This is a genomic window from Photobacterium makurazakiensis (genome assembly GCF_050336715.1).
Lineage (GTDB): Bacteria > Pseudomonadota > Gammaproteobacteria > Enterobacterales > Vibrionaceae > Photobacterium > Photobacterium makurazakiensis.
Genome location: NZ_JAKJSJ010000038.1, coordinates 41,721 through 65,316, shown reverse-complemented (window position 1 = coordinate 65,316; position 23,596 = coordinate 41,721). Strand labels below are relative to the sequence as shown.

23 protein-coding genes are annotated in these 23,596 nt (G+C 43.3%); 16 read left to right on the top strand and 7 right to left on the bottom strand.

Annotation, left to right across the window (positions count from 1 at the left end; translation table 11 throughout):
- Positions 1-275, bottom strand: a 275-nt coding sequence (locus tag L4D09_RS17480) for a DUF1289 domain-containing protein (RefSeq protein WP_428458799.1), incomplete at its 3' end; no start/stop codon positions are given.
- A gap of 333 nt (positions 276-608) precedes the next feature.
- Here L4D09_RS17480 and L4D09_RS17475 point away from each other — a divergent pair.
- Entirely contained in the window at positions 609-1,163 is a 555-nt protein-coding gene (locus tag L4D09_RS17475; RefSeq protein WP_428458798.1) for a hypothetical protein, read from the top strand.
- A 95-nt stretch (positions 1,164-1,258) separates the two neighbouring features.
- Here L4D09_RS17475 and L4D09_RS17470 read toward each other — a convergent pair whose 3' ends face one another.
- Positions 1,259-1,567 (bottom strand): hypothetical protein, encoded by a 309-nt coding sequence (locus L4D09_RS17470; protein WP_428458797.1) that lies wholly within the window; start codon positions 1,565-1,567, stop codon positions 1,259-1,261.
- A 565-nt stretch (positions 1,568-2,132) separates the two neighbouring features.
- On the opposite strand from L4D09_RS17470, the gene L4D09_RS17465 reads away from it, so the two are divergent.
- On the top strand, positions 2,133-2,627 hold the full coding sequence (locus tag L4D09_RS17465; protein WP_428458796.1) for a GNAT family N-acetyltransferase: 495 nt from the start codon (positions 2,133-2,135) through the stop codon (positions 2,625-2,627).
- 49 nt (positions 2,628-2,676) lie between these two features.
- On the opposite strand, the gene L4D09_RS17460 is transcribed toward L4D09_RS17465, so the two are convergent.
- The 3 genes from L4D09_RS17460 to L4D09_RS17450 form a co-directional block, all read right to left on the bottom strand.
- Positions 2,677-3,225, bottom strand: coding sequence for a GNAT family N-acetyltransferase (locus tag L4D09_RS17460; RefSeq protein ID WP_428458795.1), 549 nt, complete (start codon positions 3,223-3,225; stop codon positions 2,677-2,679).
- 216 nt (positions 3,226-3,441) lie between these two features.
- The gene (locus L4D09_RS17455; RefSeq protein ID WP_428458794.1) at positions 3,442-3,882 is read right to left on the bottom strand and encodes an SRPBCC family protein; all 441 of its coding nucleotides are present in this window, start codon (positions 3,880-3,882) and stop codon (positions 3,442-3,444) included.
- A 905-nt stretch (positions 3,883-4,787) separates the two neighbouring features.
- Positions 4,788-5,387, bottom strand: coding sequence for a hypothetical protein (locus L4D09_RS17450; RefSeq protein ID WP_428458793.1), 600 nt, complete (start codon positions 5,385-5,387; stop codon positions 4,788-4,790).
- A gap of 149 nt (positions 5,388-5,536) precedes the next feature.
- Here L4D09_RS17450 and L4D09_RS17445 point away from each other — a divergent pair, with 149 nt between their 5' ends.
- From L4D09_RS17445 to L4D09_RS17405, 9 genes are all read left to right on the top strand, one after another.
- Positions 5,537-5,899 carry a hypothetical protein gene (locus tag L4D09_RS17445; RefSeq protein ID WP_428458792.1) on the top strand — a complete coding sequence of 121 codons (363 nt, stop codon included), beginning with the start codon at positions 5,537-5,539 and terminating at the stop codon, positions 5,897-5,899.
- Between the two features lie 59 nt (positions 5,900-5,958).
- Positions 5,959-6,582, top strand: a complete 624-nt coding sequence (locus L4D09_RS17440) for an NAD(P)H-dependent oxidoreductase (RefSeq protein ID WP_428458791.1) — start codon at positions 5,959-5,961, stop codon at positions 6,580-6,582.
- Positions 6,579-8,501, top strand: coding sequence for a monovalent cation:proton antiporter-2 (CPA2) family protein (locus L4D09_RS17435; RefSeq protein ID WP_428458790.1), 1,923 nt, complete (start codon positions 6,579-6,581; stop codon positions 8,499-8,501). The genes L4D09_RS17440 and L4D09_RS17435 overlap by 4 nt, the downstream gene beginning before the upstream one ends.
- 505 nt (positions 8,502-9,006) lie before the next feature.
- Positions 9,007-10,215 (top strand): NupC/NupG family nucleoside CNT transporter, encoded by a 1,209-nt coding sequence (locus tag L4D09_RS17430; protein WP_428458789.1) that lies wholly within the window; start codon positions 9,007-9,009, stop codon positions 10,213-10,215.
- A 208-nt stretch (positions 10,216-10,423) separates the two neighbouring features.
- Positions 10,424-12,256, top strand: coding sequence for an ABC transporter permease (locus L4D09_RS17425; RefSeq protein WP_428458788.1), 1,833 nt, complete (start codon positions 10,424-10,426; stop codon positions 12,254-12,256).
- On the top strand, positions 12,256-13,392 hold the full coding sequence (locus L4D09_RS17420) for an ABC transporter ATP-binding protein (RefSeq protein WP_428458787.1): 1,137 nt from the start codon (positions 12,256-12,258) through the stop codon (positions 13,390-13,392). Before L4D09_RS17425 ends, L4D09_RS17420 begins: the two co-directional genes overlap by 1 nt.
- A 23-nt stretch (positions 13,393-13,415) precedes the next feature.
- Positions 13,416-14,540: an ABC transporter substrate-binding protein gene (locus L4D09_RS17415; RefSeq protein ID WP_428458786.1), complete on the top strand. Its 1,125-nt coding sequence runs from the start codon at positions 13,416-13,418 to the stop codon at positions 14,538-14,540.
- Positions 14,541-14,616: 76 nt separating this feature from the next.
- Complete coding sequence (locus L4D09_RS17410) at positions 14,617-15,423, top strand: inositol monophosphatase family protein (protein WP_428458785.1); 807 nt, start codon at positions 14,617-14,619, stop codon at positions 15,421-15,423.
- Positions 15,424-15,449: 26 nt separating this feature from the next.
- The gene (locus L4D09_RS17405) at positions 15,450-16,058 is read left to right on the top strand and encodes a dual specificity protein phosphatase family protein (protein ID WP_428458784.1); all 609 of its coding nucleotides are present in this window, start codon (positions 15,450-15,452) and stop codon (positions 16,056-16,058) included.
- Between the two features lie 115 nt (positions 16,059-16,173).
- On the opposite strand, the gene L4D09_RS17400 is transcribed toward L4D09_RS17405, so the two are convergent.
- Positions 16,174-17,178: a LacI family DNA-binding transcriptional regulator gene (locus L4D09_RS17400; protein ID WP_428458783.1), complete on the bottom strand. Its 1,005-nt coding sequence runs from the start codon at positions 17,176-17,178 to the stop codon at positions 16,174-16,176.
- Between the two features lie 180 nt (positions 17,179-17,358).
- On the opposite strand from L4D09_RS17400, the gene L4D09_RS17395 reads away from it, so the two are divergent.
- On the top strand, positions 17,359-17,841 hold the full coding sequence (locus L4D09_RS17395; RefSeq protein ID WP_428458782.1) for a hypothetical protein: 483 nt from the start codon (positions 17,359-17,361) through the stop codon (positions 17,839-17,841).
- Positions 17,842-17,913: 72 nt separating this feature from the next.
- Here the strand turns inward: L4D09_RS17395 and L4D09_RS17390 are convergent, their stop codons facing one another.
- The gene (locus L4D09_RS17390; RefSeq protein WP_428458781.1) at positions 17,914-18,816 is read right to left on the bottom strand and encodes an NAD(P)-dependent oxidoreductase; all 903 of its coding nucleotides are present in this window, start codon (positions 18,814-18,816) and stop codon (positions 17,914-17,916) included.
- Between the two features lie 190 nt (positions 18,817-19,006).
- On the opposite strand from L4D09_RS17390, the gene L4D09_RS17385 reads away from it, so the two are divergent.
- The 4 genes from L4D09_RS17385 to L4D09_RS17370 all read left to right on the top strand — a co-directional run bounded on the left by L4D09_RS17385 (position 19,007) and on the right by L4D09_RS17370 (position 23,578).
- Complete coding sequence (locus tag L4D09_RS17385) at positions 19,007-19,606, top strand: hypothetical protein (RefSeq protein ID WP_428458780.1); 600 nt, start codon at positions 19,007-19,009, stop codon at positions 19,604-19,606.
- A gap of 213 nt (positions 19,607-19,819) precedes the next feature.
- The gene (gene secD / locus L4D09_RS17380; RefSeq protein WP_428458779.1) at positions 19,820-21,643 is read left to right on the top strand and encodes a protein translocase subunit SecD; all 1,824 of its coding nucleotides are present in this window, start codon (positions 19,820-19,822) and stop codon (positions 21,641-21,643) included.
- 2 nt (positions 21,644-21,645) lie between these two features.
- Positions 21,646-22,542: a protein translocase subunit SecF gene (secF, locus tag L4D09_RS17375; protein WP_428458778.1), complete on the top strand. Its 897-nt coding sequence runs from the start codon at positions 21,646-21,648 to the stop codon at positions 22,540-22,542.
- Between the two features lie 307 nt (positions 22,543-22,849).
- The gene (locus L4D09_RS17370; protein ID WP_428458777.1) at positions 22,850-23,578 is read left to right on the top strand and encodes a hypothetical protein; all 729 of its coding nucleotides are present in this window, start codon (positions 22,850-22,852) and stop codon (positions 23,576-23,578) included.
- Positions 23,579-23,596: the final 18 nt, after the last annotated feature.

The following is a 23,596-nucleotide window of genomic DNA, read 5'->3' as shown; positions in this document are numbered from 1 at the left end:
CGGCACAGGCAGTCACCCGCGGGGATACCCGTTGTATCTCTTTTCGTTAACTCAAAACACCAACATGTTGATTTACCAGCGCTGATTTCACAAAAAGCAGGTTCGCCGCATTGGTTGCAGACATGGGTGGATTGTTTACCTTGAATTTCGTCAATGGCATCTGATTGTTTTACTTCATCCATATGGCGCCACTCTGTAATTTCGCTCATGGTACGAAAACACCCACTGCACAATCCTTCGTTATTCTTACACTTTCCAACACAAGGTGTTTTCACAATACTTCCTACTACGGGTACGGTACGACAATTTAGCCGTACCGTAACATATCGCGATTAGTGAGTCTTTTGTTTCATGTAAGCCTTATGTCAGTGTTTGTTGCTTTGAGTTGATTCCTTATACAGTTGTTTTCATTCCTGTTTCATATGGCTCGTTGATATCCATCTTTTTTGTGTTTATTTTTTAAAATGTGTTTAAAGCTTAGTAAGAAGCACTCCCTCTGATCAAAAAAGTTATGTCGCATGTTCTTTGCCATAATCAATAAGGGATATGATGCTTATTAGTTTGTGATTATCAAAAATTATGCAGTACTACTCTACTGGAAGTGGGATATGGCAAAGCGTAATACACGGTGGTTTATACCTACATGGACCTTGGTAGCATTGGGGCTATTACTTAACGTACTGTCTGCTGTTATGACGAACTTTTACATTGATGATGCAACTCGTCAGGCCAATGAATTGATTCAGCAGCAGAAGGGCAATGAAAAACTGATCACCTTGATTTGGCAGCAAACTGAAACGGTTGAGCGTAAAAGGGAGCATGTGCTTGAGTTAGTCGCAATGAGCGAAATGCAAGGTGTGCCATTACCCGAACCTATTCAAAAGCAAGTTATTCAAGCGCTTTCTTACTGGCTACCTAATCAAACCGTTATGGTAACGGTTTCTGATATTCCAGCGTTAATGGAGCAATTGAGTGTGGTTCAAGTCGAGTTACGTGAAAATATCAATCAGTTATATTTAGATAATGTTGAATTAATTGAGGTTTATTCTGAGAAGATGAAATCAATTTCTCAACTTCGTAATTTAGCCTTATTTCTCCAAATACTAGGCCTAGCCTTGGTTTTATCGAGGGATCTGAATCGTCGCGACTATAAATACAAATGAAACAGAGTGTATAGATAAGGAATGTTACAGGTATAAAATAACTCAGCCCCTTTTTAGTGGGGCTGAGTTTTTAATCTATATAAGTGATAAATATACTATTTATTTGTAGAGTGGAAAGCAAAGCGTGATGATTGTTTACCATCTTCTGTAGTTGCTTTGTACTTAATTGAACGAGAATTTTCGAGTGTTAATGGAATAAATACTCGACCATTTTCGTCTGTTTTATAGCTTTGACGCTGTTGCGGTACGTTTGCAACAGATACGGACGCGTTTGCAGCAGGTTGACCATTTTCAGTAACCGTTATCCAAGCGCCATTATGCGTATCGGCGACACGGATATCTGCCAAAGCTGAAGAAGACATTACAATCACAGCGGTAGCAGTTAGTACTTTTAAGCTAGACATAATCTTCACCTCATTTGAGTGGCTTTTGCCATTTTTGTTATATGTGTATAGTGTTCACATTCAAAATATAAGACCTAACATCGAAAATTATCTTTCAAAAAAAATACATATTTTTATATGTTCAAATAAATCATTGATTTAAGTCTTTTACTTAATTTGTGTAGAGTAGTAAACGTGAATCTAATGGTAAAAGATCACAAATAAGTAGATGCTTTGATCGAACATATATCATCTTTAGTATAGCTATAAGATCAAAATTCATGGTACTAAAATCAAACGAGCCTGTGCTAAGTATAAGAAACTAATATGAAATACTTAATTCTTTATATATCTTATTGATATTTATATTACTAGGAGTTTTTTGGTTGCCACTTTAATGTGAATGAATAATTCTCATCCTTTATTTTGACTTATAAAATAGTTATCTGTTGGTATTGATTTTATAAATTTATGCTTACTGCTCGGGTAGAGGCCGTTCGGTAATGTTGACTTGTTATTGCTGACCCATGGAAATAGTGTTATTTGTTATGACTTAACATATTGATTAAAAAGGAAAGGTGGGTATATGGATGTGATTATTAGGCATATTGAAGCGTCGGATTTTTCTGCACTTCGTGAGATTTTGGCCAGTACTGAGGCCTATAGCAGCACATTGCAGTTGCCTTATCCGTCATTAGGTATGTGGGAGAAACGGTTAGAGGCTACGCCAGATAACGTGTATCGACTTGTCGCTGAGTGTAACGATGAAGTCATTGGGGAAATAAGCTTAAGTGTACAAGCGAACCCTAGGCGTAAGCACGTAGCAGACATCGGTATGGTCGTAAGAGGTGATCGGCAAGGGCAAGGTATTGGTTCGAAACTACTAGCCGCAATAATAGAGCTTGCTGAACAATGGCTCGCGGTTTCTCGTATTGAACTTACGGTATATACCGATAATAGCAAGGCTATTGCGCTATATGAAAAGCATGGTTTTAAGATAGAGGGTCATGCTAAAAACTATGCGTTTCGAAAGGGAGAGTATGTTGATGCATACCATATGGCGCGTTTAGTTAGCCTGTAATTTAGCACCTCAGTCAATATGTTGGTAACCTCGTCAGTAAAAAAAGAGGTTACTTAACCTCTTCCATAATTGGGCATTTGAGTTCGTAATACTCCATATTTTCAGAGATCATATTGACTCGAATAGCATCTGTTTTAGTCATTTTATGAACCATGCCTATTTTTGTCATAACTTTACCTGGGTTGCTTTCGCGACTTAGGTGCTGGCCATAGATAACATCAAGATTCAGGCGCTTGAAGCCATATTCAGTGATCCGTTTAGCCGCTTCAGTACAATAGCCTTTCCCCCAATATGGGACTCCAATCCAGTATCCAAGCTGGGACTTATCATCGATAATGTTATGTAAGCCAATACAGCCTATTAATTGATGGTTAGATTTTAATGTTATGGCGTAAATCGCTGAATGACCACTATTCCAACCGGCTAATAATTTCCCTATCCATTGGCCAGCCATTCCATCGTCATAAGGGTGGGGGATGTTAATGGTGCCGTCTGCAATATGCTTATCACCAGCCAAAGCTTGTACTTTGGGAGCATCAGAAAGTTGGAAAGGACGAAGAATTAACCGAGGTGTTGTTAGCAACGGTTGATGTCTCATTTAGTTACCTCTGCGAAATGTATTGTCTTATTTTTATACAGTTAGTAGAGGTAAATTACTAGATGAAGATGACGTTTTTTGTGCAAAAAGATGAACAGTGTCAACTGCTTATTGTAAATAGTATATATCGCTATAGCAGAGGGGGTAGAAGCGACAAGCTGCTTTCGGGGTGATGGTACTGGCTTAGAAGCAAACGCTAGCAATAACCATACTATTTCAGCGATTCCATGATTGTTCGCTATAGTGCGCAATGCTGATAAGTGCTCTTTTAACTTTCTTCTCAAAGAGGTATTTCATCAACCACCCTGTGCCTATGATTCTGGGTGAGAACTTAATTTGGTATAAAACCTGGCTTTGGGTTGCATTTAGGTTTTTAAACTTTATCCACCCGCCATACTCGCGAGCTGGTGAGCCTTGAAGCAATGTATACTGTAAATGTTCATTTTCTTTATAATCAATAATTTGCTCTTGAAAGTGGAATGGGCCTGTCGATATTTGTCTTATTGCACCAATGCCATTGATATCGGGTTTTCCCGTTTTGACTAAACGGTAATTGGAACCGAAAAAACGACCAAGATTATTGTGATCGGAGAGTAGTTGAAAAAGGACTTTTTTTGGCGCTTTTACGGTTTGTTTCAGCGTTATCGTATACATCATTATACCTACCTACGACAGGCTATTTACGATAGCTCTTATAGCAAACGGATGACATGACATGGCCACACGAACTGTGTATCGATAGTACCACTTGTTAATCTTGTGTCAAATTTATGTTGACTTTCGGTGTTAATTGAAGGCGTGCTAAAAGAGTGCGCTGAGTTTTTTATACCGTGTTGTGTTGCTCTAGTTAGGTTGATCATTTAAATAATCATGTCTGAGCATCCATAATGTGAACTTGAACAAGGAGTTGCATCAAATGGTGACGTTGATCACGTTTTTTCTGCAAAAATAGTGTTGCAAAAGGAATGATTGCCTCTTATATTGGAGTTTGTTGGCAACTACTGGGGTGAATGTATTAGTTAAAGATAGCCTTTAAAAGTATTTAGTAAGGTCACTTCAACTTCCCCGTTAGTTTATGCCACAGTTCTTTAACTCCTGAGCTTTTAACACAAAACCGATAGGTTATTTTTAATTGCTATTTTATCAGTGAGTAGTGACGTTTTACTTTTACCAAACTGTCATAAGGATGTAACAGACGATTAGGTATAGTAAAGCTGTATTGAAGAGTAAGAACGGTATTAATTAAGAGAAATATCAACCTTACTCGTTTTGGAAAAATGAGAGGTGTATTATGGCTAATAGAAACCGCAGACAATGGTTCTACTACCAGTCACAAACGACTACAGTAAAAACCAAATCTAAGTAATCTTATAATAGCGTCATCACGCTAAACTTATGATTTGTAGCAATTTAATTGCGAAGTAAAAATGCCAGAGGCACGCAGTGATCCAGTGTTTCTGGCTAAATACCTTTATTTCCCCTTCCAAATTCTTCCTTTGCTTAAATCACCATTTTTTAAATATTTTACGCAAACGTTTTCGTCTTTGTTGTTATTACTTTCACTAACGATATATATTTCCGCCTAAATTAAGCTGTTCTGGAAATATGTTAACGGGTGATCCCCCTAAATAAATATTACCTCCAACAGCTAAATATTCAGGTAGCGCTGTTATTGCTGTATTCGCTAGGTACAGGTTACCAGCGACGTAAAGGTAAGGAGGAAGTTCGGTCAATTGAGTGCCCATTAAACTTAAATCGCCATTTACTTGCAATCCATTGTTCAAATACTGGATATTGGAGTGGGCTAAATTAATGTATCCCTCAACAACAAGCTGTGCTGGTAAGTGGGTGATCTTGCTGTAAGCAAGGTTCAGGTTACCTTTTACCGTGAGTCGCTGTGGTAAGCGAGTTAAGTAGCTCTGCGATAGGTTCAGATTACCATTTACTAATAATGGGTCGGGTAACGGGATATTTCTTGCGTTTCTGAGATCGATGTTGCCGTATGAGTCTTTATAGTTCAGTAGCTTACGTTCAGTAAGCGTGGATGATGCATGTGCAGCGAATGCACTGCTGAGTAGACTAATGGCACACGCGTAGAGGAAGGCCTGAATTAGGGGGTGATTTTTAGAGGGCTCTTTCGGGACAAAGAATGCGATTGTCATCTGCTTGGCCTTTTGAGATCAGCGAGGTATATAACACCGTATTTTGATCTATTGTCTCTAAAATGTAACTCTGTTTTTTGGCATGATCACAGTATTACTTTCTACACTTTTACCATGATAAGCACTGATATCGTTGTAGGAGTACGGTTATGTTATCTGTGTCGAAGCCAATGAAGCTAGCGCTTGTGCTAGCTGGTTTAGGTATTGTTCTTGCGGCTTCAAATGTCATCGCCGATTCAACCGATGCTCGTTGTGATATCTATCCGAAAGGTGCCAGTAAGCCAGAACAAAAGTCTCTATGTGTATTTTCCCAGCGACAAGGCTATGTCACCATCGATCTTGGTGATGGTGTTTACTACGACTTCAAACCATTGGGTGGTAAGTCTGGCCAATACTACGACAGTCATGGCCAAACGGTTTATCGTCAATCAGGACTCGGCAAAGAAGGCTTAATTTTCCAGTTACAAGAAGAATCAGTCTATATTTATTGGGATACTTCAGGATTGGAGTAGCTTGCTGCTTTATAAGCACCATAAATCTTTCGAGTAAGCTGTATTGTGTAAGGATGACCATGACAGACAATAAGAAGAAAGTGTTAATACTATTTGCTCACCCCTCGCCATCTCGCTCTGAAGTCAATCAACCGTTATTTAAGTCTAGCCTTGGCATCGAAGGGGTGACGGTTGTTGACTTGTACCATGACTATCCAACCTTACGTATTAATATCGATATTGAACAGCAGCGGTTGCTTGACCACGACGTTATTGTTTTTATGTTTCCACTCTACTGGTATTCAACACCGGCGATTTTAAAGGAATGGCAAGACTTAGTGTTGGAATATGGTTTTGCTTATGGCACTGATGGAACGGCGCTACACGGCAAAACATTTTTATGCGCACTAACGGCTGGAGGGGCTGAATCGGCTTATCATTCTGAAGGCTATAACCACTATACCCTACGTGAGCTGTTACACCCTTTAGAGCAGACGGCAAAACTAACAGGAATGTGTTACTTAGCGCCTTTTGTATTGTTTGACTCACGCACTGCAGTAGAAGAGAAGCGTATACAGCAGCATATCCAAGATTGGTTAAGCGTGTTAGCCGCGTTAAGAAATAACATGATTGAAATGAATGCTGCTAGTCATGTTGGCACGCTGAATAGCGACCTTACTGCCATATTAAAGGAGGATAAATGACGACGTATTTTATTCAGGCATTTATTTACCTTTGCGCTGCTGTTATAGCGGTCCCCATTGCTAAACGATTGGGGCTTGGATCTGTATTAGGTTATCTCATTGCTGGTGTTGTGATTGGTCCTGTCGTCGGATTAGTCGGAGAAGAAACGCTCGCTATTCAACATTTTGCTGAGTTTGGTGTTGTCATGATGCTGTTTTTGGTCGGGTTAGAGCTCGAACCGAGAATGCTATGGGATATGCGGCATCGTCTTCTTGGTTTAGGTGGCCTACAGGTTGGCCTTACGACAGTTATCGTTATGGCAATCGCCATGTTTTTCGGCCAAAGTTGGACTATCGCATTGGCTATTGGTTTGATTTTTGCTCTTTCTTCTACGGCGATAGTCCTACAAACCTTCAATGAAAAAGGACTCGCAAAAACAGAAGGGGGTCGTAATGCCTTCTCTGTTCTGTTATTTCAAGATATTGCTGTGATCCCCATGCTTGCGTTAATTCCTTTACTGGCGTTGCCTGAATTGGTCGATCAAGCTCAGCAAGCGGTCGATCAACATGCTGAAGTCAGCTTGGTTGCGGGGTTGCCCGGCTGGGGATATGCCATTGTTGTCGTTATGGCAATCGCTGGTGTTGTTGTGGGCGGGCATTATTTAAGTCGACCACTTTTCCGGTTTGTTGCTGACTCTGGCTTGAGAGAGATTTTTACGGCGACTGCTTTAATGCTGGTAATTGGCATTGCAGCTTTAATGAGCCTTGTTGGTTTATCTCCAGCGTTAGGCACATTTTTAGCTGGCGTTGTATTAGCAAACAGCGAATTTCGCCATGAATTGGAATCGAATATAGAGCCATTTAAAGGGTTATTACTTGGCTTGTTTTTTATTACCGTCGGTGCGGGCATCGACTTCTCTATATTGTCAGCGAATGCCCTGATTGTTATAGGGCTAACACTCGGGGTTATGTTGGTAAAAGCCCTTGTGCTGTTTGCCTTAGCGCTTATTTTTAAAGTGCGTGGCAGCGATCGCTATTTATTAACCTTGAGCTTGGCGCAAGCCGGTGAATTTGGGTTTGTGTTATTGAGCTATTCTGCGCAAAACCATGTTCTTCCTGCTGAGCTTACACAGCTATTATCATTGGTTGTTGCGATTTCGATGTTTTTGACCCCTGGGTTATTTATTTTTTTCGACAAGGTTATTCTGCCGCGCTTTGAAGAACAAACCAATGAACGTGAAGCAGATATTATTGATGAAAAAGGGACCGTGATTATTGCTGGTATTGGGCGTTTTGGTCAGATTGTAAATCGTTTATTGGTCGCAAATGGAATCAAAACAGTGGTGCTTGATCATGAGGTCGGTCAAATAGAAAATATGCGATCCATTCGGATCAAAAGCTATTTTGGCGACGCCACCCGACCAGATCTTCTACATACGGCAGGGATAGACGAAGCCAAGCTGTTGATCGTGGCTATTGACGATACCGAGCGAGCTGTTGAGCTGGTGGAGTATATTAAGCATACATACCCGAGTGTAAGAATTTTAGCGCGAGCTTATGATCGGGGGCATCATTATGCATTACGGCACGCTGGCGCGGATTACGTTATCAGTGAAACATACCATTCAGCATTAACGCTAGGAACGGAAGCGCTAAAAGATTTAGGCTTTCATCCTTTTAGAGCTGAACAGCTCAGGCAGGCATTTATTGATACTGAATCTAAAAGTAAAAAGGTGTTATACCAAGCATGGAGAGATAGTACCGAAGAAAACAAATTTAACGCTGATTACAAGGAATTGTTCATGCAGTTGGAAGATGCACTCGGCGATGTCATGAAGTCGGAACGCCATGATAAGCATGCAGCATCCGAGCGTGGCTGGATGCCGCCACCGAAGGGCTACAGTGATACTGTTGCAAAACAGCAGGATCATGAACCATAAGCTTTGTTGAGTGATGGATAGTCTAAGCATTAATTAACTCAGCCTCATGGCTGAGTTTTTATTGGATCTGTACATAATTACGGCGATTTTAGTTATTCGTATTTGTTCATAAAGCCAAGAGGTAGACATATTTACTTACATTTGTTCAAAGTTTGTTCGATCGAATCAAGATCACAAAAAATACCCCAATCTTGATTGTTAATGTGATCTACATCTCTATATACTCCACATCCGGCCAGAACCTAGAGTTCAGCCACCTTAGTTACAAGCTGTCACCACGGACATGTGAATGACCCACGGAGTTGGACCGGCATTACTTTAGCTTGTTAATTTAGGTGACTCGTATGTTGTACATTTGGGCGGATACCATCTTATTGCTAACGCGTATGCGTTTGGCTCCCTCCTATTTTACTTTCTCCCCGAAAGTGATTTCCCCTTTGTTACAACAAGCAGTTACACCTTCATTTTTCGACATTCCAAAAAATAGTCAAAGCAGGACGAAATAATGCAGTTGTTAATTAGTTTGGCCGGTATTCTTGTACTGGTATTATGCGCATGTGCGCTTTCTGAAAACCGTAAAGCAATTAACTGGCGTACGGTTGGTGGTGCACTAGCATTGCAGGCTGGTTTTGCCGCTTTAGTATTGTATTTACCTGTTGGTCAATCAATGCTTGGGGCAATGAGTAACGGGGTAGCCAGCATATTGGGCTTTGCTGATGAAGGCATAAAATTCCTATTTGGTGATCTTGCTACTTCTGGTTTTATCTTCGCGGTTCGTGTTCTCCCTCTTGTTATCTTCATTAGTGCGCTTATCTCTCTTCTTTATTATCTTGGTGTGATGCAGTGGTTCATCAAAGTAATCGGTGGTGGTGTTCAAAAAGCACTAGGTACGAGCCGTGCTGAATCCATGGTTGCAACGGGGAATATCTTCTTATCTCAAGGTGAGTCACCATTATTGGTTAAACCTTTCCTTCCACAAATGACACGTTCAGAACTGTTTGCTGTTATGACGGGCGGCATGGCATCGGTAGCAGGCAGTGTACTTGGTGGTTATGCGGGGTTAGGTGTTGAGCTTAAGTACTTGATTGCAGCTAGCTTCATGGCTGCTCCGGGTAGCTTGTTAATGGCTAAGATTTTGGTACCAGAGCAGAGCGTTGCCGTTGAGCAGTCTGATATCGAAATGGCGAAAAGTGAACACAGTAATGCCATTGATGCATTAGCGGCTGGTGCAATGAACGGTATGCGGGTAGCTGTTGCTATCGGTACTATGCTGATTGCTTTTGTGAGTGTTATTGCGATGGCGAATGCTGGCCTTGAAATGGTTGGTGAATGGTTTGGTATGCAAAACCTAACACTGCAGGGTGTATTAGGTTACTTATTCTCACCACTTGCTTTTATCATTGGTGTACCTGCGAGTGAGATGCTTCAAGCTGGTGCGTTCATCGGTCAGAAGATGATCTTGAATGAATTTGTTGCCTTCCTAGATTTTGTCAGCATTAAAGAAACACTATCTCAGCACAGCCAAATTATTATTACTTTTGCACTGTGTGGTTTTGCCAACATTGGTTCTATCGCGATTCAGATTGGTTCAATTGGTGTTATGGCACCAGAACGCCGTGGTGATGTTGCAAGCCTTGGCCTTAAGGCAGTATTGGGTGCCACCCTTGCTAATCTTATGAGTGCGGCTCTAGCGGGCATCTTTATTAGTCTATAAGCATAGACCCGAACAGATAGCTTCCTATTCCTATGGTAGCTAGCGATAAAAAGGCCTCAACTTAGTTGAGGCCTTTTTAGTTTGAATCGTCCTTTCGTTCGTATCCTGTCACTATTTCGTCATCTATATCCTATGAAAGTTACATAAACAATATTTATGATTCACCTTGAGTTGCACAGCTGTGCAAAAGAATATTACGAGGTGTATTTTGAACTCTTTGTCCAATGGAGCCATCGGCTCTTCGCCATCATCACGCTGGTTAGCTTTGAGATATAGGATCCAGTTAGTCATCCAAACGCCAACCACACTGATAGGGTTGGTGTTAGCTGCTATCTTCGCCTATTTCATTGCTGTACCCGTTTTATCGCTACTGCTTGATGCTGTGCAGGTACAGTTTGGTGATGAACGCCGTATTGGTGAAATGACGGGTGAATGGACGGATTACTACCTGAATCGCACGCTGCTGTCGCCAATTTCACAATCTCTTTTTTGGCAGCCGTTATCCCATACATTACGTGTCGCAATGGGCGTTATTGTTATCTCTCTAACCCTTGGTAGTGTTCTTGCTTGGTTGGTCAGTCGCAGTGATATGTTTGGCAAAAAATGGTTTGCCACCGCATTGATTGTTCCTTACATGTTACCAGCCTGGACGTTTGCTATGGCGTGGACAACCATCTTTAAAAACCGCTCAACAGGTGGTCAGCAAGGTTGGTTGGAAAACCTTGGTATTCAACCGCCAGATTGGCTTGCCTATGGCGAAATTCCAATCATCATTATTCTATCCCTGAACTACATTCCGTTTGTTATCTTGCTACTGGGTAACGCACTGCGTTCGTTCGATTCCCAGCTTGAAGATTCTGCCCGCATCTTGGGTGCGAAAAGCCGGACGATTACTTTCAAAATCATTTTGCCACTTATGCTACCCGCTCTAGTGTCTGCGTGCGTGTTGATTTTTGCCAAGGTGCTGGGTGAGTTTGGTGTGTCTTATATTCTCGGTTTACCCGTGAATTACGAAGTACTTTCGACATCGCTCTATCGAAGCCTTGAATCACGCCAATCGGGTGTTGCTGCAGTATTAGCAGGTGCCATTATGTTCTTTGGCGTTATCTCGCTACTTATCGATGCATTACTGCTTAAAGAAGCAAAAAAGTTTGTCACAGTGGGCAGCAAAGGCGTTATGCATCGAAGCAGCCCGCTAGGAAAGTGGCGTTTACCTGCCTCGTCGCTTGCTGCTGTTGTATTTATCGTCTCTGTCGCGATGCCGATTTTGGTTCTCGCCCTATCAACGGTGATGCGTATTCCGGGCGATTTCTCTTTGAATAACTTTACGTTCGATTTCTGGATTGGTTCTGGTTTGGCAACCATTGCTGAAAGCAACGGTGTATTGCTGAGTAGCAACCTGTGGAGTGCGATGTGGAATACGTTATGGATTGTCGGTATTGCCTCAGTGTGCTCTGGTTTACTTGGCTTGGTGGTTGGCTATGTTGTCGTACGTAGTCCATTGAAATCACTGGGCTCGATGCTACGCCATATTACTTTCTTCCCATACCTTGTTCCGGGAGTCGCGTTTGCTGCGGCTTACCTCTCGTTATTTGCCATTCCGCGCGGCCCTATGCCTGCTCTATATGGCACCGTCACTTTGCTGATACTAGCGTTGATTGCCGATGAAATGCCCTATGCCTCTCGTGCTGGGATATCAGCCATGATGCAGTTGGGTAAAGACCCGGAAGAAGCAGCACAAATGGCTGGTGCGGGGTGGTTTACTCGTATGCGTTATGTGGTGATGCCAATCCAGAAAGGATCGCTGGTGACGGGGATACTACTGCCTTTTATATCTGGCATTAACGGTTTAAGCCTGTTCGTTATCCTTGCTGTGCCATCAACCGATGTATTGACGACGTACGCGTTAAGGTTGATTGATTACAACTACACACAAGCGGCCAATGCCGTCGTACTCATTATCTGTTTGATTGCCTTTGTCGGCACATATGTCACCCAAAAACTGACTAAGACTAACCTCGCAGAAGGACTAGGAAGCTAATGCCAAATATTCAACTAAACAATGTCTGCAAACAATACGAAAAAAGTGAAGGGCAGGCGGTTAGCAGCCTAGATTTGGAAATTAATGAAGGGGAGTTCATGTGCCTGCTTGGGCCATCTGGTTGCGGTAAAACCACGACATTGCGCATGATTGCCGGATTAGAGAATGTTTCTGATGGCAAGATCATGTTGGGCGATACCGTGGTTGACTCCCAGCAAGACGGTGTGTTTCTTCCGCCTGAAAAACGTAACTTGGGTTTAGTATTCCAAAGCTATGCATTGTGGCCGCACCTAACGGTTGAAAAGAACATCGATTTTGGCTTGAAGCTACGAAAGATAAGTAAAGCCGAGCGTACGAAAACGATCCAGTCGGTGATGGAAACATTAGGGATTGATAAATATCGCTCTCGCTACCCATCACAGCTTTCTGGTGGTCAACAGCAGCGGGTCGCTCTGGCACGTATGCTAGCTGTGCAACCAGACATATTACTGATGGATGAGCCGCTATCGAACCTTGATGCGCGTTTGCGCTTGGAAATGCGTACTGAACTTAAGCGTATCCATAGTACGTATAACACCACCATTGTATTTGTTACTCATGATCAATGGGAAGCTATGGCACTGGCGACCAAGATAGCAGTAATGAAAGATGGCGAACTACAGCAGGTCGGCACGCCGAATGATATTTATGAGCGGCCAGCGAACCGTTTTGTCGCTGAGTTTGTCGGCACACCACCGATTAATATCATTGAATTGGATGACCCCTCTCTCTGCAGCGAGATTGTAAAGCAATATGTCGATAACGTGCTGGGTACCGTTAAACAAGGCTGGTCTATTGGAATACGACCAGAGCGAATGAAGGTTGCAGAAACACCAGAAAACGGTACAGGCGCTTGCTTGACCTTGCACTCAAGACTGGAAAGCATTTTGCCGACGGGTGGTAGCTGGATTTTGGAATTCAGTGTTGCTGATCAGCGTTTCCACGTAAATACCCAAGTGCCACCATGCTTCACCGAAGGTCAGTCTTTATCGTTAGTGATTAAGCCAGAAGATCTACATATCTTTAACGGTGAAGGGCTGCGCGTTGATTCCGCAACATTAAACAACACCATACATAGTCAAACACAACATCTTTAATCTGATTCGTTAGGAGCAATATTGTGAAAAGGAATATGTTGAAGACAACAACGTTGGCAGCCGTTATGGCGTTAACGTTATCAGGAGCCGCAATGGCGTCAACGACGGATGCATTTGATTTAGATGCGCTAATTGAAGCCGCGCGTAACGAAGCACCAATTACGGTGTATGCCCCTTCAGGAAAAATTGTACAAACTGCTGAGAACTTCACTGAAAAATACGGTGTTGAAGCTGTTGGTAACAAGGTAAGTGGCTCAGCTCAAGTCGAAATGATGATCCGTGAATATCGTGCAAGCAATATTCGTGGTGATGTTGTGATCACCGGGGATGCTTCCGCAACCATGGCGCAGCTAATGCCGATGAATGTTGTCGAAACTTGGGTATCGCCAGTCATTGCTAATGACATACCTGAGATTGCAAAAGATCCACTGGTTGTATATGGCGATCCAGCGGTATGGACTTACAACTCTGAAGTTTATGACACATGCCCGGTGTCGAACATTTGGCAGCTAACCGATGATAACTGGAAGCGAAAAGTCGCCCTTCCTGATCCGCTCAATAATGCGAGATTCTTAGATTGGTTCAACCAGATTGAAGCCCACCATGATGATGCAATGGCGGCTGCTTATGAAGCCCATTATGGTAAGCCACTTGTAAGTGAAGAACGCTCTGCAACTCACGCTTGGGTGAAGGCATTGGCACAAAATTCACCGCTACCAACGGACTCAGGTTCAGCAGCAGGAGACGCAGTTGGTGCTCCGGGACAAACAGACCCATTCATGGGTTTAATGTCGACGGCGAAATACCGTGACGTAGCAAGTGGCAAAGTACACTTAGGTATTTGTGAAGGCATGGTACCGTTTGCGGGTTGGTCAACACCAAGTTACGGCGTGATATCGACCAAAACGAAAAGCCCGAATGCTGCGAAGTTGTTCCTGCACTTCTTGATGACTGAAGAAGGGATCAGTAACCAAACTATCGATGGTAAAGTCTCTGGCAACCTAGCTATTGCCCCACACCCGAAAGAAGCCTCTGGCGTACAGAAAATCTACAAGCAGGTATTGCAGTACGATGCATCAACAGGCTTAGACGATTTTGACAATCGTCAAGATTGGGCTGATCTATGGCGCATCCACTTCACGCGCTAATAAAGTCTGCCAAAGTCATATTTATTTACTAATACCAGCCATTGCTGGTGTTAGATCACCTTTATTGAAGAATGGTATGTCCCAAGAATTAAAATTATCACCATTAAACCTTAGTGAGCGTCTCGAAGTCGGGACCGCCATTATTAAAGAAGCTGGCGCAATGGCACGTGAAGCATTTATTGCAATGACGCCGGAAAAAATTGCGTTTAAAGGCCCGCAAGACTTTTTAACCGAAACTGATATTACCGTCGAAGCATTACTGCGAGAACGGCTAAATCAGGCTTTCCCTGATGACGCTGTATATGGAGAAGAAGCAGGGGGCGAGATCAAAGCCAACACATGGATTCTAGATCCGATTGATGGCACCGCTAATTTTGCCAGAGGGATCCCTCATTTCTGTATTGTCATTGCGTTTGTTAGTGAGGGAGAGACTCAGCTCGGTCTGATTTTCGACCCGATTCATAATGAACTGTTTGTTGCCCAGAAAGGGCAAGGGGCAACAATGAACGGCAGCGCCATTGCTGTGGCAAAAACCGATTCATTCGAGGCCGCCAATTTAGAGCTTGGTTGGAATCAACGAGCTTCTCAGGATAAGTATTTTTCAACACTGCAAGGGTTAATTGAGCTTGGCGGTAATGTTCGTAGAAGCGCATGCGGAGCATTGGCATTAGCGTATGTCGCCATTGGGCGAACCGACGGTTATGTTGAATTACATATGAACCCATGGGATTGCTTAGCGGGTTTGTTACTGGTTAATGAAGCTGGTGGCGTGGTGAATAATTTTACGGCTATGGATGATTGGCATAACGGTGGGCCAGTCTTGGCAGCGACGCCAGCATTATCGATAGCCATTGCAAGAAATGCATCCATTTCAATTGATTAATATCGTCTATAGTACAAGGATTTAAAATGAAAATAGCGCCAATATACGAACGCGCCCCAGCACACTTGGTTGCCACTAATATTGGCCCTGAAGGCCAGAGCCTGTACCTTGGTGGGTATGAATCAGCGCGAGACCGCGGACTTCATCGTGAATTTGGGATCACCACTCTCGTGAATTGTGCGGTCAACCTCGATATTAATTATGTCAATGACCCTTACCTAGAAGAAGAGGGCGAGAAACTAGCAGGCGGAAGCGGTGTAATTCGTACCTATAAAATGGGCTTAATTGATGGTCCAGGTAATCCACATCAAATGATCCTTGCTGGGTATTATTTGCTGCACGGCGCATTTACTCAACAACTGCCAGAGAAACCAAGTTACCCAAATCGTGAGCGAGGTAATGTACTGATTCATTGCCGTGGTGGTCGTAGCCGCTCTGTCGCGATCGCCTCGTTGTACATGCACCGTCAGCAACCAGATCAATACCCAACCTTACAATCAGCGATTGAAGCGGTACGTGAACGTCGAGATTTAAGGGAAGATGAATGGTTTGAAACGCCTAAACCCAGTTTGATTGAAGCCATTGAGAAGGCCAACACCATGTTAGATTTGCTTGAAGAGCACGGTTTTGCTTAAGCTACTACCTCGTACAAAATAGATTAGTCCCGTCCTAAAATACGTTAACGATTTATTTTTAAGTCAGCATGCCACCCATGCTGGCTTTTTTTGCACATTAACATTAAGTAGAGAGTTAGCGTGTTGTTGCTCGTAAAATAGGCTCTAGGGTGTAGAGGTAGTCAGATTTAGATGCTGAAGTCGCTGCTTGCAGCCGTCCGATAATGTGCTCAGTGATTTGGGTTATCGGCTGTTTAAATGTTGTAAGTTGATAACTACTCCAGCTTGCCTGTTCAATATCATCAAAACCAATAACCACCATATCGTCTGGAATATGGATGTTGCGCTTTTTAAGCCCATCGACAAAACCGCATGCCAACAGGTCAGTGACACAAAATACCCCGTCAGGCTGATTTTGTAATTGCCCTGCCATATGGCTACCTGATTGGTAGGAAGTATCACCATGACGGATTACATCAACACGGAGACCAGCCTTATTAGCCGCCGCAATAAAGCCTTGTTCTCGTGCCATCAAACCCGATGAACCAATATTAGAGTTCACGACAGCGACATGTTGGCAGCCTTGCTCGACCAATATATGCAGTGCCTGTTGCGCTGCGGTGAAGTTATCAAGTCGAATGTTGTCGGCGTTGGGGTGGGCATCGTGGCGGTTGACCAATATTACCCGCTGTCCATTAGTAATGCATTTGTCTATCAACTCTTTCGGTGGTTGGCCTGACAGGATAATAGAGGCTTCGGCGCGGAAGTTTAGCGTTTGATTTAAGGCGGCAGTGACACTGTTTTTATCGCCTTTGGTGTTTATCACCATGGCGACCTTGTTTATCTGTTGGAGTTGGCGAGTTAGGGTGTCGATAAAACTCGCTTGGAACGGGGTGCTGATATCCGTTGTGATCAAGCTGACAATATTACTGGTGTCATGTAATCCACGTGCGAGATGGTTAACGTGATAACCGAGCTGCTTGGCAGCAGCCATTACCTTTTCGCGAGTTTTGGGTGAGACACTTGCGCCTTCTGTGAAGGTACGTGAAACCGCAGAGCGAGAAACTCCGGCAAGATCGGCGACCTGTTGAGCACTGACAAAACGCTTGTCCGAAGCTGTCATAACGGCTTGAGTATCCATGCAAAAATCAAACTAATTGATAGGCAATTATATGCCATTCAATCTATCGGTGCGATAAATTTAAAACCCAGAAAATGGGTAAATTAATTAATGTAAATTAACGCGTTTTCACTTTAACCAGCCCATTTTTTGAGTATCTTGTCATCTACAAATGAACGGTGTTTTTAATGGAGCAGCAAGATGATTAAAAAGTGCTTAGCAATAACGATGGGATTAATGTTAGCAACCACAGCTTATGCGAATGACATTGAACATTTCGTTGGCTTTGGTACCAGTGACGGTATGAGCCATAATGCCGATTTTCAATTCGAGCCTAACTTCCGTGCTGGTGCGGTGATAAATGATAATCACCGAGTCACAGGGACTTATGCTTATGCAACCGACTCAAGAGTAACGAATTTCTTTGTGTCTTATGACTATATGGTGAAGCTATCAGATACTAGTAACTGGCAGTTGTTAATTGGTGCCAGTGGTGGCCATGAATTTATTAGTCATGGTGATAACGACTGGACTTTGGGTGTTCAGACAGGAATGCGTTATGGCTTTAATGAGCGTTTTACGGGGGAGGTTGGTTACCGAGTCATGGATACATGGGATAACTGGCAAGAGCGTAGTATGTCACAGCTAGACTCATTCTATATCGTGCTTGATTATAAGCTGTAGCATAATTAGCGGTTTGATAAATAGAACAATGAAGCTCTAAGGCCTCATTGTTCTTTGTTGAAAACTTATTGGTTAGCGCGATTCATCATCAAACTGCTTGATCAGTACCGATGTGTCAGCACGCTGATAGCCGCGTTTTTGCAGCTCGGCGTATTTCGCATCGACTTGTTTAGCCAGTTGTAAATCAACACCTAGCTTATCGGCTGCATCAAAACAAATACCTAAATCTTTACGCATCCAGTCAATAGCAAAACCGAAATCAAATTCGTTTTTCGCCATCGTTGTAGCGCGGTTTTCCAGCTGCCATGATCCAGCAGCACCGTGCTTAAGTACCTCTGTCATTTTTTCGATATCAAGACCTGATGACTGCGCTAATGTGATCGCCTCTGAGAGACCTTGCAAGATACCGGCAATACAAACTTGGTTTGCCATCTTGGTAACTTGTCCATAGCCGACATCACCCATTAGGGTTGTCGCCTTAGCAAAGCAGTCAATGACAGGTTTTGCGTGGTCAAATACGGTCTGCTCGCCACCCACCATAACGGTTAAGCAACCATTTACAGCACCTGCTTCTCCACCAGATACTGGGGCATCAAGAAAATGAATGTTTTTTTCAGCAGCTATAGCTGCGATTTCTCGCGCAACCTCGGCAGAAGCGGTGGTGTTATCGATGAGGGTGGCACCAGATTTGGCGGTTGTAAGAATTCCATTATCACCGCAGTACACTTGGCGAAGGTCGTCATCATTACCCACACAGCTAAAAATAAAGTCAGCGTCTTTTGCAGCTTCAGCCGGTGTCAGGGCTACTTTACCGGTGTATGTCTCTGCCCATAGCTCTGCTTTTGCGGTCGTACGGTTATAAACGGTGACCTGATGCCCTGCATTGGCAAGGTGCCCAGCCATAGGGAAGCCCATAGTGCCAAGTCCAATAAATGCGATGTTTGTAGTAGTCATTTTGTTGCTTCCCTGTGTCATTTTGCTGAATAGGGGACTATATCGACCACGCTGATGATATACAACGGAAAATCTACAAATGTGAATATGAATAGATTTCATGTTTATAGGTTGTTATCAAAAGTGTATTTGATTGGGTTGATATTGATTGGTGACAATAATCTCTTGTCTATGAATATTTTCAGCATTATTATGCTCAGGTTATCACTAATTGGCTGAGATTATATTGCTTTCATTTCTTCGGGTTTTACTGTTGGTGTTGAGTGTCGGAATGGTGTGGTCGAGCCACGCTGCGACTGCTCTCGCCCATAATAATCCTCACACAGATATAAAAGCCGCTGCGTATACTCAGTTTTCTCCTTCCGTGGTTTCACAGCATATTGCTGAGTCGTCATCGTTTGATCGGTTCTTTAGTGCTTCCCATAATGGTGCACTAGAACGTCATAATACCGATGAAGAATTGCAGCGGGCGCTCTTTGAGAGCTCTCTTGAGCTGGACAGTCTTTCTCTGGTTGAAAAGAACACGAAACAGCACTCCAGTGATGGTCGCCACTTAGATCTCGGTCTAACGACGTCTTCACGTATGGCATATTTTGCTCGTACAGGTTCTGATGAACGTGAGCCGTTGTATCAGTTGGCGATAGAGTTGCCGATAGAGCCAGCACCAAGTCTGGTGAAAGGCTATCGTATCGACTTTGCACAAAGCCATGACTGGACCTTGCAAACGCCTGCATCCTCTAGCCGAATTAGCGGTTGGAAAGAAAGTAACCTCATTTACACCATCTATCATCACCGTTTATCTTTCGCATAACCCATTCGGGTAATTCACGATTTTAGTCAGCGCATGAATGCGTTTTGGCATATTAAATTCCTGTAGGTTGTACCGAGCCGATTTTTTGGTTTGTGCAAGCTATGGCCGAATTACTGAGCATACAACTTAACCTATTGATTAATAATTGATAATCAAAGCTGTTAGTTAGTGTGCCCTCACTTGCGATTTGCGAGTGAATAAATGGCGAAAGATATGAAAAGACAAACTAATCAACGTTTAATAAACCACTATCCTACATGGAAATATGTGGTACTTGCGGTCACTGTTATTGTAATGATGCTCAGTGCAATCCCGACTTGGTACGGTGAAAATGCTGCGGTACAAATTTCCTCAAAATCATCAAATCAGCCTGATGTCGTTGCTATTCAAAGAGCGTTAGTTAAGCAGGATATTGCAGTAAAGCGTATCGACCAGTCTGAAAATAACACCATTGTCGTACTGCAAGATGAAGATCAACAAGCAAAGGCTAAGTCAGTACTCGCTAACCTAGAAAATGCCAATATCTCAGATGCTCAGATAGCATTGTCACTTTCCCCAGCAGCACCCGAGTGGTTAACTCGTATGGGATTTGAACCGATAAAACTTGGTTTGGATTTACGAGGTGGCGTGCAATTCTTACTGGATGTCGATGTTAATCAGGTATACAAAGCGCAAGGTGATCAACTGCAAGAAGGGCTGCGTCAGCATTTCCGAGAGCAAGGCGTACGAAGTGTTCGTTTTAGCACTTCGGATGCCGGTGAAGTATTGGTACGCTTGCCTAGTGCAGAGGCCAATAGCATTGCCCGCAAATATATACGTACCCAATACCCGCAATGGCAGGCAACGAATGCGAGCGGCAACGGGTTAGCGATTACCTTAAAGCAAGATGAAAAAACAACACTACGTAACCTGACGGTTCAGCAAAACCTGCAGACTATGCGCAGCCGTATTGAAGAGCTTGGGATCACCGAGGCATTAGTACAGCGTCAGGGTGAGCATCGAATTCGTATTGAGTTGCCAGGTGTTCAAGACCCCGCGGCAGCAAAGAATGTAATTGGTGCTACGGCGAGCCTAGCGTTCTACCCCGTAAAAGAGCTGGGTACTGGTAGCACCATGACCTTGCCAGATGAAAATGGACGAGAAGTACGCGTTGCTCGCAAGGCGATTCTTGGGGGCGATCATATTGTCGATGCCCGTGCTAGCTTTGGTGAAATGGGAACTCCAGAGGTCAACATTACACTCGACAGTGCTGGTGGCCGAGTAATGTCAGATTTCTCTCGCCAGAATATTGGTAAGCCAATGGCAACGGCTTTCAGCGAATATAGCCGAGATGAACAAGGTAATTCAGTTCAAGACAGTAAAATTATCAGTGTTGCCACTATTCAGAGCCAGTTGGGTAATCGCTTTAGGATCACTGGGGCGGGATCGCTTCAGGATGCCCAAGAATTAGCACTGTTACTACGCGCAGGTTCATTGACCGCGCCAGTGACGATAGTTGAAGAGCGAACGATTGGTCCAACGTTAGGGGCTGAGAATATTCAAAATGGCTTTGCGGCATTGGCGCTGGGCTTAGGTATGACGCTGGTCTTTATGGCACTGTGGTATCGCCGCTTAGGCTGGGTTGCAAACATCGCTTTGGTGACCAATATGGTCATGCTGTTTGGCTTATTAGCGATGATCCCTGGAGCGGTACTAACCCTGCCAGGTATTGCCGGATTGGTTTTGACGGTCGGTATGGCTGTTGATACGAATGTACTAATTTTTGAACGTATCCGCGACAAACTTAAAGAAGGACGAAGCTTAGCTCAGGCCATTGATCGCGGTTTTAGCAGTGCATTTAGTACTATTTTTGATGCGAACTTCACCACCATGATCACCGCTGTTGTTCTTTATGCCATTGGTAACGGCCCGATCCAAGGGTTTGCTATGACATTAGGATTAGGGCTGTTAACGAGTATGTTTACCGGTATTTTTGCCTCTCGCGCCATTATCAATTTGGTGTGGGGACGTGATGCACGACGTGAAGTGAGGATTTAAGTATGTTGATTACAATGAAAAACGCGACTAAATGGCGTCACGGCACCAGCATTATTTCAGTGATTGTGTTATTGCTTTCAATTTTTACCATTGGCTTTAAGGGCCTAAACTGGGGGCTTGATTTCACCGGTGGTATTGTTACAGAAGTTCAGCTAGAAAATACGATAAGCTCGCAATCTATCAATCATGCACTTGATAATGCGATGGGACAAGATGTCAGTGTCATTGCAGCAGGTGAGTCAGGGCGCTGGGTATTACGTTATGCCATTCCAGAGCAAGGTGAAGCACCTGATGTTGGTGCTATTTTGCAGACACTGAATACTGATGTACAGGTATTAAATACCAGCATTGTCGGGCCGCAAGTCGGTCAAGAGTTAGCAGAGCAAGGTGGCTTGGCGCTACTTATCGCTATTCTGTGTATTTTGGGTTATCTCAGCTTTCGATTTGAATGGCGACTGGCCTCTGGCTCGGTATTTGCTTTAGCGCATGACGTCATTTTTGTGTTGGGGTTCTTTGCCGCGACACAGATGGAGTTTAATCTGACAGTACTTGCCGCGGTTATGGCTGTTTTGGGCTATTCGTTGAATGACTCAATCATTATCGCCGACCGTATTCGAGAGGTACTAATATCAAACCCGAATAAGCCGATTCAACAAGTTAACAATGAAGCCATTGCGGCGACTATCTCGCGTACGCTAGTAACATCAGGCACAACGCTAATGACTGTTGGCGCTTTATGGTGGTTAGGTGGTGGCGCATTGGCCGGGTTCGCGATTGCTCTATTCATCGGTATTTTAGCTGGTACTTGGTCATCTGTGTCAGTGGGAACGGCTCTGCCTGAATTGTTTGGATTAAGAGCAGAGCACTATATGAAAGCACCCGTTACCGACGAGCCATAATTGAAATGTGAGAAAGGAAAGGTCGCTTAGGCGGCCTTTTTTGCTTCTGAGCTTAGATTTGAGTTTTGCAACAAGTGCAGAATAGTTTGCGAAATGCGAATAATAAAGCATAAAGGTAAGTGTTTAGATGATAAATCAGTTGCTATGCTAGCAAGTGCATTTGTTATTGATAGATAAGTTATCGAAAATAGGACAGTTTTATTTATGTTCTTTTTTGTTTGTAGGTTTGGGCATTGATATTGCTTTTATTAGTCATAGGTTGGCCATGCATCTGGTTAACTCATTGACCAATAAAAGAGGCGGCATTATGTATGACACAGAAATGAAGCTAAACCAACAAATTGTACAATTTATCGATAATCAACTTCACGCACTTACGCCGTCTGAAATAGTGCCTGAAGAGCGGTCTGTATTATCCGATGTGAGTAATCGTTCTGCATTATTGCTCGCTATGCTGACGTCTCTCAACCAGTACCTTTCAGGTTTGAAGGCGATAAACTGTTTATTACAGCGTGGTTTTGTTTCTCAGACTCGTGGGCTTTTCCAAACATTAGGCGATGATTACGAAGACATCATTTTTCTTAGTCTGCCTATGGAAGATGGTAAAATGAGTACCTTACACCGTAATTACTTGGCTGATAGCCAAACAGGAGAGTGCCCGACTTGTTATAGCCCATTGTCACGCTGTGAAATGCGCAGTATGATCAGAAATGCGAAACACATTAATCATAATGTCTTTCAGCTCTTTCCAAAAAAACAGGCGTTGCAAGTCTTGCGTCCACACGGTGGTAAACCATGCTCGATTGAAGTGGTTATTGAACTGCATAAACACTTCGCCCATAAAGCCATCTTGCTTACCGTGCTGACAGCGAAAGTGGCACAGAAAGAAAGCATAATGCGTGCGTGTTTGAATTACCGAGCTCATTTAGAAATGATTGACCCTACTGCGGCAGAATCTTCACATTTGCTATCTTCTCAGCATAGCCGAATTAAAAACCATCCAAATATTGCCACAAAAGTTGCTGTATCACTTTAATGATATCGTCCATTTTCA